Origin of the sequence: Shewanella sp. 5_MG-2023 (assembly GCF_030547465.1) — a bacterium.
Lineage (GTDB): Bacteria > Pseudomonadota > Gammaproteobacteria > Enterobacterales > Shewanellaceae > Shewanella.
This window is the reverse complement of record NZ_JAUORC010000010.1, coordinates 141,777-155,994: the sequence shown is the minus strand read 5'-3', so window position 1 is coordinate 155,994 and position 14,218 is coordinate 141,777. Positions and strand designations below refer to the sequence as shown.

Genomic DNA, 14,218 nt, shown 5'->3' with positions numbered 1-14,218 from the left:
CTCGTAAGAGAGTCGATAAAGCCCTGACTTAACAGTCAGGGCTTTTTTCGTATTGGGGCAAAAAGAATAAATCCTAACGCTGATATCTTGAGTTATTAGCTGCTAGATAATATCGTAAGTGGTGAGTGGTGAGTGGTGAGTGGTGAGTGGTGAGTGGTGAGTGGTGAGTGGTGAGTGGTGAGTGGTGAGTGTGGACGAATGCCCATGTGAAAGTAGGTCATCGCCAAGCGCCTAATATCTCTCGTAAGAGAGTCGATAAAGCCCTGACTTAACAGTCAGGGCTTTTTTCGTTTGGGGCAAAAGAATAAATCCTAACGCTGATAACTTGAGTTATTAGCTGCAACATATCAGCGTGAGCGATGAGTGTGGACGAATCCCCATGTAACAGTAGGGGGTAATGTCTGTGGTTATAAAGCAACACTTTATACAAACATGAAACGCGAAATACTTATCCGCAGCTAAATAGCGCCAAGCGCTTAATCTGGATTAAGAAGGCTATTGTTGTTCGCTTTTAGGATAATAGTGAACATGAGTTAGTGGCTGATATCTATTATGATTTTTTTGCTATATACAATTGTTAGTGGTGTCTGTGAATTACATAGCTAGAGCAGCTAAAGGATTGTGGTTTCACTGTTGTTTAGAATAATTGATTAAAGCACTCATTAACATAGTGCTTTATATACTTTCTAATAGCGATGGAACTGTTGCTGTTACGCGAGTAACCTCTTAAGGATGGGGATATTAGCTTCAGGGAATTCAAAATTGGCTAGATTAGTTTTATCAACCCATTCAATTTGTTGGCCTTCAACACCTGTAGCTGTACCTGTAAAGTCTTTTACTAGGTGGATCTGAAGAAGTACTTGTTTATCAGGATAGTCGTGTGAAATGACCATAAAAGGTTCAGTTGTGTTAACTGTTAAATTTACTTCTTCTTTAAGCTCTCTAATTAACGCTTCTGAGACCGTTTCATTCGCTTCTACCTTACCACCAGGGAATTCCCATTTATTACCTTGGTGCAGGTGTGCTAGCCTTTTAGCTAACAAAACTTGTTGTTGGTCATTGATAATTATGCCGACGGCAACATTGACTCTTTTCATGAGAATGCTCTTTTGGATAGAGGAGGTGATTAGTGTTTAAAGAAGTCGCCTTCGTCAAAACCTTCAGAATCTAACATTTCATGGTCAAACTCAGGCTTGACAGGAATAGCATGTTTTTCGCTGGCCCAATCGCCGAGGTCGATTAATTTGCAACGTTCACTGCAAAATGGTTTGAATTTAGATTCTTGACTCCACTCTACTTGAGTCTGGCAGATTGGGCATTTAACTGAAATAGACATAAGATTCCTCGCTGTAAAATTCTTGGTGATATTAAAGAATTTAGTTGCAAGTAGCCAGTTTGAATTTTACTTTTTTGTCAGTATGTTTTTGGTTGTCAAAATTGACAAAATGAATGGCATAGCGATTTTTGTGACCACTAATTGTGGGGTAACAACCTTCTTTGCTTTTGATTTTTACTCGAACAAGTGTCAGAGGGTGTGGACTGTTTCCTTGCAAGAAACCTTGTTCAGCTTCAGCGCTTCTAAATTCTGCAGTACTTCTCGTTAAATCGAGGAGTATTTTAATGGGTTCTAAAATGGGCAGGTAATGGGCTATCCATGTTTTTAAATCTTGCTGTCTTTCATCCCATGGTTTTGATAACCAGAAATGCAGTTGCGGTAAGTCGAAATTACAACAAGCACCTGGCATACCAAATCGTTGTTTTAGTGCGGCAATAAATCTGTCTTGCTTTAAATGGCAACCTATTCTTTCGTTGGTTTGTAGCGGTGCTTTTGCTTGAATCAGCTGATCAATAATACGTTGGATTTGAATTTTATTAACATGAGGTAAAGCATGCCACTTTTCTAACAAGATAAGTTGTTTGTCGATATCTTTTAAGATGTCGGAACGATAGTCACAGCGATCTGTTAGTTCTGATAATGAAAATAATGGGTAAAAACAATGATGTTGATGATCTGATTTTAAGTGCAGCTCGAGTTGATCTGCTAAATACTCAAGGCGTAAGTAGCTTCTAGTTTTTTCGTTTAATGGTTGCTCATAAATCAGGTCATCATTCATTATTATTATTATCTTGCAGATGCTTTATCTAAATATTGCTGATGTAATAACTGAACAGTGTGACGAAGTGCTTCAGGTGTCTGGGTATTATCAATGATAGCGTCAGCTTTTTGTAATCTTTGCTCTCTATCTATCTGACTATTAATTATTTGTTCAACTTGGGTTGAATCAACACCATCTCGCTTAGCTGTTCTTGCTATTTGTTGGTGTGGTGGAATATCCACCACTAAAGTTGTATTGACTAACCTATCTAACCCATTCTCAAATAGCAAGGGTACAACCATAATTACATATATTGATTTAGCATCTGCTACTGCCTGAAGCATTTGCTGGCGTATCATGGGATGTAACAGATTATTGAGCCATAATCTCTGTTCGGGCTGATTGAATACCTTTTCACGCAGCGCAGGGCGATTAAGTTCGCCAGTGTCGAGTAATACACTGGCGCCAAAATGCTGCTGTATTTGTTGTAAGCCTGCTGAGCCTTTGGCGACCACTTGCCGGGCAATGATATCGGCATCAACGAGTTCGATGTCTAAATCTGCAAATAAGTTTGCCACGGTGGTTTTACCTGAACCAATACCACCAGTTAGGCCAACAATGAAGTTACTCATAATTTTTTCTCACACAGGATTTTTTGGTGGTCTATAAAGTACTGAGGTACCAATTTATGATGTCTTGTCCCCAGATTAATGCTACCCAGCCAGCAATGGCAATATAAGGCCCAAATGGAATTGGTTTGTCTTTGGCTAACTTTTTAAAAATGATTAGGGTGATACCCACAATAGCACCGACTAATGATGATAGTAAGATGATAAGGGGTAAATACTGCCAGCCAAGCCAAGCGCCAAATACGGCTAATAATTTGAAGTCACCATATCCCATGCCTTCTTTGCCTGTTGCCAGCTTAAATAACCAAAAAACTGACCACAAACTTAAATAACCTGCCGCAGCGCCAATAATGGCATCGGTAGGGCTGGTAAATACGCCATTGAGGTTAATGATTAAGCCTAACCACAAAATAGGTAGTGTGAGTTGATCTGGCAGCAGCATTTCATCTAAGTCGATACCAGTAAGGGCAACTAGCACAAAGGTTAATATGGAGGCGAATAAAAACTGCCATGTTGGGCCAAAATGCCAAGCTAAGGTGGCAATGAGGGCTCCGGTAATAAATTCAACGATGGGATAGCGGGGGCTAATTGCCGTGTTACAACTGGCGCACTTGCCTTTAAGTAGTATCCAACCCAAAACCGGTAAATTATGCCAAGCCTTAATGTTAGTTTTACATTTGGGGCAGGCAGAATTTGGCACCACTAAATTGTATTTTTTAGGGAAGTGGTCAATGGGCTTAGTGAATCTTTTTTCACCTATCTCTTTTACTATGTCAGGGTGATATTCAGATAAGTAATAATTACATTCAGACTGCCATTCGCGCTTCATCATTACCGGAAAACGATGAATGACAACATTTAAAAAGCTGCCAATGGTGGCAGCAAAAATAAAGCTAATCAGCATAAACAGCCAAGGATATTGGCTCATGCTAGCGGTAAAGGTTTCGATAAATTCGGTCATTTTATTCTTATTTTAATTTTAATTTTACATTATTACATTGTGGTATTAACCAACAACATTACCCATTTCAAATATTGGCAAGTACATACCGATAATTAAGCCGCCGACGATAGTACCAATAACTACCATCATCATGGGCTCAATCAGGCTTGATAAACCATCAACAGCATCATCAACTTGCATTTCATAGATGTTGGCGACTTTATTGAGCATTTCATCTAGGCCGCCAGACTCTTCACCGATCATCACCATTTGAATGAGCATGTCAGGGAATAAACCTGTGGTGCGCATAGCCACATTCATTTGCATGCCTGCCATCACTTCTTGGCGGACTTTTAATAAGGCTTTTTTATAAACTGCATTGCCGGAGGCGCCTGCAGCAGATTCTAAGCCATCAATAAGGGGAACACCGGCGGCAAACGTGGTGGCTAAGGTGCGGGCAAAACGTGACATGGCCGCTTTATGTAAAATGTCACCAATAACGGGAATTTTTAGCAGCAATTCATCCACTCGGTCACGGAATGCTTGTGAGTTTCGATGGGCTCGTTTAAACAAGTAAATCCCAACGATTATGGCAATGGCAAAATAATACCAAGAACTTTGCAACCACTCTGAGATGTTAATAATCAATTGAGTGAATGCAGGTAATTCAGCGCCAAAACCATTAAAAATCTCTTCGAACTGTGGCACTACAAATAATAATAATAAAACCGTTACTGCAATTGCAACAATGACTACTGCCGCAGGGTAGAACATGGCTTTTTTAATTTTTGATTTTAATTGTTCAGCTTTTTCTCGATAGGTGGCAATCCTGTCAAACACCGCATCTAGTGAACCTGAGTGTTCTCCTGCAGCGACTAAATCCACATAAAGGTCATCAAAATACTGTCGGTGTGGTCTTAATGCATCGGATAATGGTATGCCTGATTGAACGTCAGTAACAATTGTGCCAAGTAGCTCTCGCACTTTGGCCTTTTCATGGCCACGGCCAAGTAGTTCAATGGTAGTCACTAGCGGTACACCTGCTGACAGCATAGTGGCAATCTGGCGGGTGATCATGGCAATATCCATTGCAGTGATCTTTTTCTCAGACTTAAATAAAGAGGCTGACTTTTTTCTGACCCCTTTGGGGGTGACGCCTTGGGCTTTTAAAACACTGCGAATTTCAGCAATACTACTGCCACGTAATTCTCCTGAAGTACGTTGACCATCACGATTGACACCTTTCCATTCAAAAGTGAACACCTTAGGTTGGTGCTTGATATCTTTTTTGCTCTTTTGCTTTCTTCTTAGGGTTGCAGTTGCCATCAAGCAAATCCTTTTTGTTTTTATTTGACAATTCTGTTGTTAAGCAATTTTTTATAAAACTGCTTGGTTGCTTTAGTTAAAACTGGTAACACGATTCACTTCGGCAATGCTAGTAATGCCTTGGGTGACTTTAAGTAAGCCTGAGAGTCTTAAATCACGCATACCATTGGCCTTGGCCTGTTTGGCTATTTGCAGTGAGTTGCCGCCTTCCATAATGGTTCTGGCAATCTCATCGGTCATTTTCATCACTTCATATATACCCACACGGCCTTTATAACCGCCAGAGCAATGCTCACAGCCGACAGGTTTATAAACCGTAAAGTTAGAACTTATATTTTCGTCAGTAAAGCCTAGGCGTTTTAATTCTGCCTCGGGCACATCTTCAGGTGCTTTGCATTCAGGGCATAGGCGTCTGGCAAGGCGCTGAGCAATAATCAGGTTCACCGAACTGGCGATGTTGTAACCCGGTACGCCCATATTTATTAGGCGAGTTAAGGTTTCGGCAGCTGAGTTAGTATGCAAGGTGGATAACACCAAGTGACCAGTTTGGGCAGCTTTAATGGCAATTTCGGCGGTTTCTAAATCACGGATTTCACCCACCATGACCACATCAGGGTCTTGACGTAAAAATGAGCGTAATGCAGATGCGAAGGTTAAGCCGGCTTTTAGATTAATGTGAACCTGATTAACGCCTTCTAAGTTAATCTCTACCGGATCTTCAGCGGTGGAGATATTACGTTCTTCAGTATTGAGGATATTAAGGCCAGTATATAGGGATACGGTTTTACCAGAACCCGTTGGGCCTGTTACTAATATCATTCCCTGAGGTTTGGCGAGCATTTGCTCATAAAGCTCACGTTGGTCATCGTCATAACCGAGCTTTTCAATGCCTAATTGCGCTGAAGATGAGTCCAAAATACGCATTACAATTTTTTCGCCCCAAATAGTGGGCAGGGTGCTGACACGAAAATCGATTGATTTGGTGCGTGACAGTTTCATTTTTATGCGGCCATCTTGGGGCACGCGGCGCTCGGCAATATCAAGCTTTGACATCACCTTTAAGCGAGCGGATAGCCTGTTAGAAAGATTAACCGGTGGTTCAGATACTTCGTGCAAAATACCGTCGATGCGAAAACGAATGCGATAGCGCTTTTCATAGGGCTCAAAATGTAAATCAGAGGCGCCTTTACGAATAGCGTCAGTAAGGATTTTATTAATATAAATGACTATTGGGGCATCATCACTGCTTTCAGCTTCTGGTTCTTCATTGCGTTTATCATTGTCAGAGACCTCAATGCCTGCTAGTGCTTGTTCATCCATACCATCTAGGCTTAAGCCTGATATATCATCTTCAAGGACTTTTTCTAGGGCTATATGTAATTTGTCGTCTTCAACAATAATGGCTTCAGCGTGTAAACCGAGACTGAATTGAAAGTCTTCTAGGGCGGCAATGTTAGTTGGATCAGAAGTGGCGATATATATGCGATTACTGCGCTTAAATAACGGCAGGCAGCGATGATTAGCGATGAGTTTTTTATTGATTATGTCTTCGGGGATATTGGCTAAATCAAACTCAGCTAAATCTAATAGTGGCGAGCCATACTCTTCATAACACAATTCAGCAATTGCTCTGGCGGATATGACTTTTGAATCAACTAAGGTTGTTACCAATGAATGTTTAGATTTACGGGATTGAGTAATAGCAGAAGATACCTGCTCATCAGATAATATCCCTTTACGGATAAACAAGGTTGATAAACCAAGATGTAAGCCGTTAGATGGCATGGAGGCTCCAGTTGAAACTAAGTATTAAATGATAACGTCTTTTTCAGAATTTGTCATAAATTAGAAGATTAAAAATATATCAATTTCAACAATAAATAGATATCTGTAAGAATAATATTTTTATTCCTATTTTAAGTGAATATTTCATTTGTGAATGACTTGCGTTAACAACCTGTTTAAACTGCGTTACCGGTCGATTGGGGCTGCCTGTTGTGAAGTGTCTGTATTTTATAGATAATTCAATTTGTATTTACTTATGGGTGTTTATAAATTGAAATTTTTACAATGGATAATGTTGCTCAAGTAATGCTGGGCAGGATATTAATTTTGGCAAAACATGTGAGTCAACAATGGATAATGAATTGAACTTCCAAAGTTTGAATGTTCAAGGGGTGGTTAGCTGATGTACATTCAATTAAAAACTTATTCTAAATTGGTATTCATTAGCTTTGTATGCGTATTACTTCTTGGAACTGTATTTGCGGGTGATTTTACACCTTTTGTTGGTGTCGATAGTCAATACGATATAAAACGCATGCTGGTAGTGTTTTTTATATGTTTGTCCTCTCTTGGTTTGTGTTTCGTTAAAGAAGTCGAATTCATCAGAGTATCTAAAGTAACAGCATCTTTTTTGGGGATATTTCTTTCATTAGCTATTTTATCTGCTTTGTACAGTAAGCATCCATTTTGGGGGATGCTTGAAATTGCCAATATGGGATTATTGTTGTGTGCATTCTTAATTTTTACTACCAGCATTAAAGCCCTTAATAGAGAAAAGTTTTTTTTAGGTCTTTACCTTTGTGCTTTACTATTCTCTATATTTACATTTATTAAATATATTTTATTTTTACTGTTTTCGTATGCTGATGCGCAAAGTTTTGACATTCATGGCCTAATTTCTGGCTATGCTAATGTTCGTTTTTTTAACCAATTACAAGTGATGGTTATACCACTGCTTTTTTTACCGTATTTTTGTCAAAATTTAACTAAGTTCAAGCGGTTTTCATTCATTGTTTTATCGTTACATTGGCTAGTATTGCTACAGACGCAAGCGCGCGGTGGCATGCTATCCCTAATCCTTGCATCTAGTTTGATCGCATTTTTTTTATCGCAACATACTCGTCAACAATTTATCTCAATTGTACTTAAAACAATCATGGCTGGAGTAGTTTTATGGCTAGTATTTATCATTGCTATCCCTCATTGGTTAATGGAGAGTTCAAATTTTCAATTAAGAACGACTAGTTCAGGGCGGGTAGATTTATGGCTTTATATTCTAACTCATATTCCTGAAAGCCTTTGGCTTGGGTTTGGGCCTATGAGCTTTACGTGGGCAGAAGCAAAACCACTACCGCATGCACATCCACATAATCTTATTATGCAAATATTATATGAGTACGGTGCTATATCATGTGTAGCATTTACGGCTTGGTGTGTTAATCGGTTATACAGCAGATTAGATTCTATACAGCAACAGACAATTCCAGGGATTACCCCTATAGTATTTGCCGTATTATCCGGTCTTATATGTTCGTTATTTAGCGGTGTAGCTGTGATGCCATTTGCACAGTTAGCTTTAGTCTTTCTAGTTGCAATACTGGCACAGTTTGATTCATGTCATGTTTATAAGGCTGCATTACATACTAGAGTTGTGTTGTTTGTTTCAGTTGTTCTTATGGGCAGTTTACTTTTTATGACGTATAAAAGTGATGAATTATTGTCAGCGTTATTTCCTAGGATATGGGTCAACGGGTTGATTAGTTACTAACTAAGGTTGTTCTGGTCTAATTCCATCGGACACTTAATTTTGAGACAGTATGGTCAATAAATTAAGAGGTCTATATGAGTCAAAAAAAATCACATAAGAGTTATCCGCAAGCATATAAAGATGAAGCCGTCTTGATGGTGCTAGAGCAAGGTTATAGCGTTGCTGATGCAGCAAAGTCTCTTGGGGTTAGCACCAGTTTGCTTTACAACTGGAAGGAAAAATACCAAGCCCTACAACAAGGTATCGCTTTAGAAGAGTCAGAACGTGATGAGTTGAAGAGATTGCGTAGAGAAAACAAAGAATTACGCATGGAGAAAGAAATCCTAAAAATACCCAAGGGGCACACCGAGGCAAGTGCCTTCTTTGCGAGAGAAATGAAGTAAAATTTCGCTTCATCAAACAGCAATCAAACCTGTTTCCTGTAGCACTGTTATGTCGAGTAATGAGTGTGAGTAAGTCAGGCTATTACGATTGGCATAAACGCCCTGCACACGTGATAAGCCTTGAAACACTGAAGCTTTATCGCCTTGTTCGACAGCTATTTAAGCAAAGTAGAGGCAGCTTAGGGAATCGTGAAATGGTGAAGAAGTTGCGCAAGGAAGGCTACCAGGTTGGTCGCTATCTCGTTCGTAAAATTATGCATCGCCTTCGACTCAAAGCTACCCAGCGACGAGCTTACAAGGTGACGACACAGCGAAAACACTCTGATGCCGTGGCTGATAATCTGTTAAACATGAACTTTAACCCAGTATCCGCAAATCAGGTTTGGGCAGGTGACGTGACCTATTTAAAGACAGGTGAAGGCTGGATGTATTTGGCAGTTGTAATGGATTTATATTCACGCCGGATCGTTGGATGGCACATAGACAAGCGTATGACCACGGATTTGATATCTAAGGCATTAATGAAAGCTTACAATCTGCGCCAACCGGCCAGAGGGCTGGTATTTCACAGTGACCGAGGATCACAGTATACCAGCAAGCAATTCGGCAAGCTGCTTTCTAGCTATGGTATTCGAGCTAGTATGGGGGATGTCGGTGCGTGTTGGGATAATGCAGTCGTTGAACGTTTCTTTGGTAGTTTGAAACACGATTGGTTTTTTAAAGTTTCTCAACCAACAAGGGAGTTTATGAAGCAAGATGTGACTGCTTACATGAAATATTACAACTTGGAGCGACTTCATTCTGCTAATGGTGATCTGTCACCTGTAGAGTTTGAACATTCTCAACTAAAAGTGTCCAATTTGAGTTGACCAGTACAGTCGCAGTTATTATCTGAATTTAGGGCTTTATAATTGAGAAATAAAAAATCCAATAACCATGGTTATTGGATTTTTTAACATAGATTGGCCCGCTAATTCATTTTTGTAGATGAGAAGTTAAAATGAATTAAGGCTTTCGATGAAAACTTATTAAGAAGCAGTACATTTGCCTGGTAAATATGTTGCATCAAGATCTGAACTACAGCTCCAAACACCATCAGAATTTCTTGTTAGAGTAATGTTCTTAGTATTAAATTTACCAACATTACCACCACCGGTGGTACAAGAAATTTTAGCACCATCACCACTGGTATTAGGTGGGGTGAGCGCAACTGTACTACAATATGTAGTGCTCCCGCCTACACCGATGAAGCCAGCGGCATCTCTTGTAACTGTTGCGGTTTTACCTTCATTTATCGCTTGCTCAAAACCAACCTTACCTGCAGATATTTCACTTAAAGCTGATGCTGCTTGTGAACGTACTGTGTAATCTTGATAAGCAGGCAATGCGATTGCTGCAAGAATACCGATAATCGCGACTACGATCATTAATTCAATAAGAGTAAAACCCTTAGCGTTTTTGATTTGGTTAATGCTTTTCATTTTTATCTCTCTCTTATGATGCTTAAGTGTTGCGTCGGGTTTGTTGTCATCCTTGAATCTCATAACAGTTAAAGGCCCTTAATTGTTATGAGTGGTGTCCTAGTCACCACAACCTGTCGGCATTAATTTACTAGTGTTGTTTTGCATTACAGTCTACTGGGCAGAACTTACGGTTTAACTAGCTTGGCCCAATTGACTGTGATAACTGTTAAAAACTACAAAGGGTTTTAAATGAATGATTTCATCAAGAACAATCAAGCCGTTCTTGTAAAACGGATCAGTAAAACCAATATGTCCAACTAAATACCTCGAAAGCAGAATAGGCTAGTCATTAACAAATTGCTATCTAATCTGTAACTAGGGTCAACAAAGTGCTGCAAGGTCAGTTTGTTAACAAAATGTTTGATTTATCATTGTTCTTTTAAAAATCATTTTTCGCTCACTCAATGTTACATTTGTAACATGTTGAAAAGCTGATTATTAAAAGTTAAATCTGATACTTCATTCATCCAAGCTAAACGTTAGTATAAAGTTGCTGAAAATGGAATAGCTTGTGGCGAGTTTTTTAACTAAAAAGATAAAAAGGTTGTTTTAAGCTGCTGTTTGTAATGATTTTGCAGCACATTATTGACACTTTTAGTCGGTTATTTAGTCAATTTGACTTTGGTTGTTGTTTGTCAAAAAAATGACACCATAGAGAATGTAAGGTTATAGCGCTTGGTTTATGTAGGTATTTAAGCCCTGGTGGTAAGGTTATTTGAGCTTTTAAGGGAGGTTATTTAAGCCCTTAGGGGGAGATAGTTGTCAAAGGTCAAAAGGTCAAAAGGTCAAAAGGTCAAAAGGTCAAAAGGTCAAAAGTGGGTATCAGTTTAATCTTTGTGGCTATTGATTCAAGCTACAGGGCTTATAGTAAGGCTACAATTGTTGTAAGGCTGCCATTGCGCTATCTATTTAGTCAGCCTTATTTAGCTAAGCTTTTAGTGCGAGCAAAAAAACCAGCTATAAATAGCTGGTTTTGATTGTTATTAGCGATTACTGACTTATCTTGCTATTTAACCGGGCTAATGATTTATCAAGCTCAGCTTAACATTAGTTTTTAAAGCGTAAGGATAAATCCAAGGCTTTAACGTGCTTAGTGAGTGCGCCAACTGAGATGTAGTCAACACCGGTTCTGGCAAAGTCTGCAATGGTGTCGATGGTGACATTACCGGATACTTCCAGCTTTGCGCCTTTACCTTGATCTAAATAGCTGGAATTAAGCGCTACTGCTTCTACCATCATGGTGACATCAAAATTATCGAGCATGATGATGTCAGAACCTGCTTCTAACGCTTGGGTTAGCTCGGCGATTGATTCTACTTCCACTTCAACTGGTTTGTCAGCGGCTACTTGTCGGGCTGTTTTTATTGCAAGTTCGATATTGCCGCAGGCCATAATGTGGTTTTCTTTAATTAAGAAGGCATCAAACAAACCAATGCGATGGTTTTTACCGCCACCACAAGCGACGGCATATTTTTGCGCGGTGCGCAGGCCGGGAATGGTTTTGCGGGTATCGAGCAGTTTAGTGTGGGTATCAGCTAACTTGTTAACATAAAGCTTAGTGAGACTGGCAACACCAGATAAGGTTTGGATGAAGTTCATCGCGGTGCGTTCACCGGTTAAGATGGCTCTTGCTGGGCCTGATAATTCACATAACACCTGGTTGGGAACCAATAAGTCGCCATCATCCACATGCCAATGCAAGGCTACATCACCGCCGAGCTGATTAAATACTTGTTCTGCCCATGCTTTTCCGCAAAAAACGCCTTCTTCACGGGTGATTAACACCGCTTCAGCATGTTTATCTGCTGGAATAAGTTGCGCGGTAATATCGGCATTAAGCATATCTTGCGGGGTTTGGGCTGGCGTATGGCCTAGGTCTTCATCAAGTGCAGCTTTAACGGCATGACGGATGTCATTTTCAATCATGTGAATGTCCTTGAAATTACAACTAAATTGAGTTGCTTGGGCCAACTCAATGTTTAAAAAATGAGAAACAATATGCCTATTACTTTATCACAGTTGTTAATTTAAAATATAGCAGTCAAACTGTTACTGTGTTGGCTGCTAGGGCAATATTATTTTAAGGTTTTACAGCGACGAGCCTTGGTGCTTTTTTATCTTTTATCGCAGGTATTTGTTGCTTGCTTTTTGGGCACTGATAATGGTGACTTACTGATGGTTACTTGAGATGCAAACTGCAGCCACGCTGGCATGGTTAATTCATTACTTGAGATTTTATTATTAATTATGGATACACAATTGAAATCAGGCTGGCATCAAGGTGCACGACTATGCCCATCACCGCATTTTAACCCGCGCCCTAATAATGAGGTTAGCGGCTTAGTTATTCATAATATTAGTTTGCCTGCAGGTTGTTATGGCTTGCCGCACATTGATGGTTTATTTCAGGGCTGTTTAGCGGTGGATGCAGATCCAAGTTTTGCTGATATTGCCGGGCTTGAAGTGTCGGCACACTTTTTAATTCGCCGCGATGGTGAGTTAGTGCAGTATGTTAGCTGTGATGACCGAGCGTGGCATGCTGGGGTTTCGTGTTTTAATGGTCGAGAAGGTTGTAATGATTTTACCATTGGCATTGAAATGGAAGGCACAGATAGCGACCCTTATACCGATGCGCAATATCGCGAATTAGTGCAATTAACCTTGGTGTTGTTTGCGCAATATCCTATGCTTAATCAAGCAAATATCGTCGGACATTGTGATATTGCTCCTGGACGCAAAACCGATCCTGGTGATAGTTTTGATTGGCAAAGATATTTAACTGCATTAACGGCTAAGTCATGATGTTAGTGTTACTTTAATCCAATATTTTTTAGATTGTTTGCAGAGGTCCCATGGCACTATTTTCATTGTTAATTGCAATTATGGTTGAGCGCTTAAAGCTGTTACCCGCACATTGGCAATTTGATGATTTACTTTCTAAATACCAGCAATTATTTTGGAAAGATAAAGCATTAGATTCTGCTGGCTGGGTTGCCTTTGTGGTGCTACTGCCAGCAATGACACTGTTTTTGGTGCTGCTGTTACTAGATGGTGTTTTTTTCGATGTGATCACCTTATTGATCTGGATGCTGGTTTCGATTGTGTGCTTTAGCCACCAAAGTTTACGGGCGGCATTTAAAAAATATATGCTGGCGGCTTGTCGCGGCGATGTTCAAGCCTGTTATCACCATGCAGAAAAGCTCGATTGCAGTGAATGTTTAGATGCGGTTGATGAAAAAGACTTAGGTCAGCAGATTGGTAAAACCGTGGCTTGGGTTAATTATCGCTATTATGGCGCGGTGGCATTATATCTGATTTGTTTTGGCCCTGTTGGCGCAGTGCTTTATTGTTCGGTGCGTTTTTATCAGCAATACAATCAGCAGCAGCAATTGGATATGCCATTTATTGATCAATTATTATTTTTATTCGATTGGTTACCGAGCCGAGTATTTAGCTTTGGGTTTGTATTAAGTGGTCACTTTGCTGCAGGTATTTCACAGTGGCGGAAGCAGGTTTTTAACCCTAATAATAGCGCCAAAAATATTGTTACCTATACCGCTTTAGCCGCTGAAGTGATGCCTGAGCAAAGCGATGCCCCTGTTTGCGCACAGCCCACATTGGCACTGCTTGCATTGAGCAAAAGAAACTTTATTTTACTGGTTACGGTATTATCGGTGCTGACTATATTTGGTTTGGTTAGCTAATAAGTTTTAATTGCGGTGATGGGCGGCCTGAGCCGCCGAAATAATGATCATAAGTTAAAAC

General features: G+C 39.9%; 12 protein-coding genes and 1 pseudogene. 4 read left to right on the top strand and 9 right to left on the bottom strand.

The genetic code is table 11. The features are described 5' to 3' along the window. Window positions 1–710: 710 nt before the first annotated feature. From mutT to pilB, 7 genes are all read right to left on the bottom strand, one after another. Window positions 711–1,097 (bottom strand): 8-oxo-dGTP diphosphatase MutT, encoded by a 387-nt coding sequence (mutT, locus tag Q4557_RS07905; protein ID WP_303411933.1) that lies wholly within the window; start codon window positions 1,095–1,097, stop codon window positions 711–713. Window positions 1,098–1,126: 29 nt separating this feature from the next. Beyond that, window positions 1,127–1,336, bottom strand: coding sequence for a DNA gyrase inhibitor YacG (yacG, locus tag Q4557_RS07900; protein WP_102440041.1), 210 nt, complete (start codon window positions 1,334–1,336; stop codon window positions 1,127–1,129). A gap of 40 nt (window positions 1,337–1,376) precedes the next feature. Further along, a complete protein-coding gene (gene zapD / locus Q4557_RS07895; protein WP_102475434.1) occupies window positions 1,377–2,114 on the bottom strand; it encodes a cell division protein ZapD in 738 nt (245 codons plus the stop codon). 8 nt (window positions 2,115–2,122) lie between these two features. After that, window positions 2,123–2,728 carry a dephospho-CoA kinase gene (gene coaE, locus Q4557_RS07890; RefSeq protein WP_303411929.1) on the bottom strand — a complete coding sequence of 202 codons (606 nt, stop codon included), beginning with the start codon at window positions 2,726–2,728 and terminating at the stop codon, window positions 2,123–2,125. A gap of 31 nt (window positions 2,729–2,759) precedes the next feature. Then, window positions 2,760–3,686 carry an A24 family peptidase gene (locus Q4557_RS07885; RefSeq protein ID WP_102475436.1) on the bottom strand — a complete coding sequence of 309 codons (927 nt, stop codon included), beginning with the start codon at window positions 3,684–3,686 and terminating at the stop codon, window positions 2,760–2,762. Window positions 3,687–3,731: 45 nt separating this feature from the next. After that, complete coding sequence (locus Q4557_RS07880; RefSeq protein ID WP_102475437.1) at window positions 3,732–4,994, bottom strand: type II secretion system F family protein; 1,263 nt, start codon at window positions 4,992–4,994, stop codon at window positions 3,732–3,734. A gap of 72 nt (window positions 4,995–5,066) precedes the next feature. Further along, a complete protein-coding gene (gene pilB, locus Q4557_RS07875) occupies window positions 5,067–6,779 on the bottom strand; it encodes a type IV-A pilus assembly ATPase PilB (RefSeq protein WP_102475438.1) in 1,713 nt (570 codons plus the stop codon). A 403-nt stretch (window positions 6,780–7,182) separates the two neighbouring features. Here pilB and Q4557_RS07870 point away from each other — a divergent pair, with 403 nt between their 5' ends. Then, window positions 7,183–8,547 (top strand): O-antigen ligase, encoded by a 1,365-nt coding sequence (locus Q4557_RS07870; protein WP_303411925.1) that lies wholly within the window; start codon window positions 7,183–7,185, stop codon window positions 8,545–8,547. Window positions 8,548–8,621: 74 nt separating this feature from the next. Next, a pseudogene (locus tag Q4557_RS07865) lies at window positions 8,622–9,799 on the top strand (IS3 family transposase). A 159-nt stretch (window positions 9,800–9,958) separates the two neighbouring features. Here Q4557_RS07865 and Q4557_RS07860 read toward each other — a convergent pair. Next, window positions 9,959–10,411, bottom strand: coding sequence for a pilin (locus Q4557_RS07860; protein ID WP_303411923.1), 453 nt, complete (start codon window positions 10,409–10,411; stop codon window positions 9,959–9,961). Window positions 10,412–11,500: 1,089 nt separating this feature from the next. Next, window positions 11,501–12,379, bottom strand: coding sequence for a carboxylating nicotinate-nucleotide diphosphorylase (gene nadC / locus Q4557_RS07855; RefSeq protein ID WP_102440033.1), 879 nt, complete (start codon window positions 12,377–12,379; stop codon window positions 11,501–11,503). 321 nt (window positions 12,380–12,700) lie between these two features. On the opposite strand from nadC, the gene ampD reads away from it, so the two are divergent. Together ampD and ampE are read left to right on the top strand one after the other, a co-directional pair. Beyond that, complete coding sequence (gene ampD / locus Q4557_RS07850) at window positions 12,701–13,255, top strand: 1,6-anhydro-N-acetylmuramyl-L-alanine amidase AmpD (RefSeq protein ID WP_102440050.1); 555 nt, start codon at window positions 12,701–12,703, stop codon at window positions 13,253–13,255. Window positions 13,256–13,305: 50 nt separating this feature from the next. After that, on the top strand, window positions 13,306–14,157 hold the full coding sequence (gene ampE, locus Q4557_RS07845; RefSeq protein WP_102440032.1) for a beta-lactamase regulator AmpE: 852 nt from the start codon (window positions 13,306–13,308) through the stop codon (window positions 14,155–14,157). The last annotated feature ends 61 nt before the right edge of the window (window positions 14,158–14,218 follow it).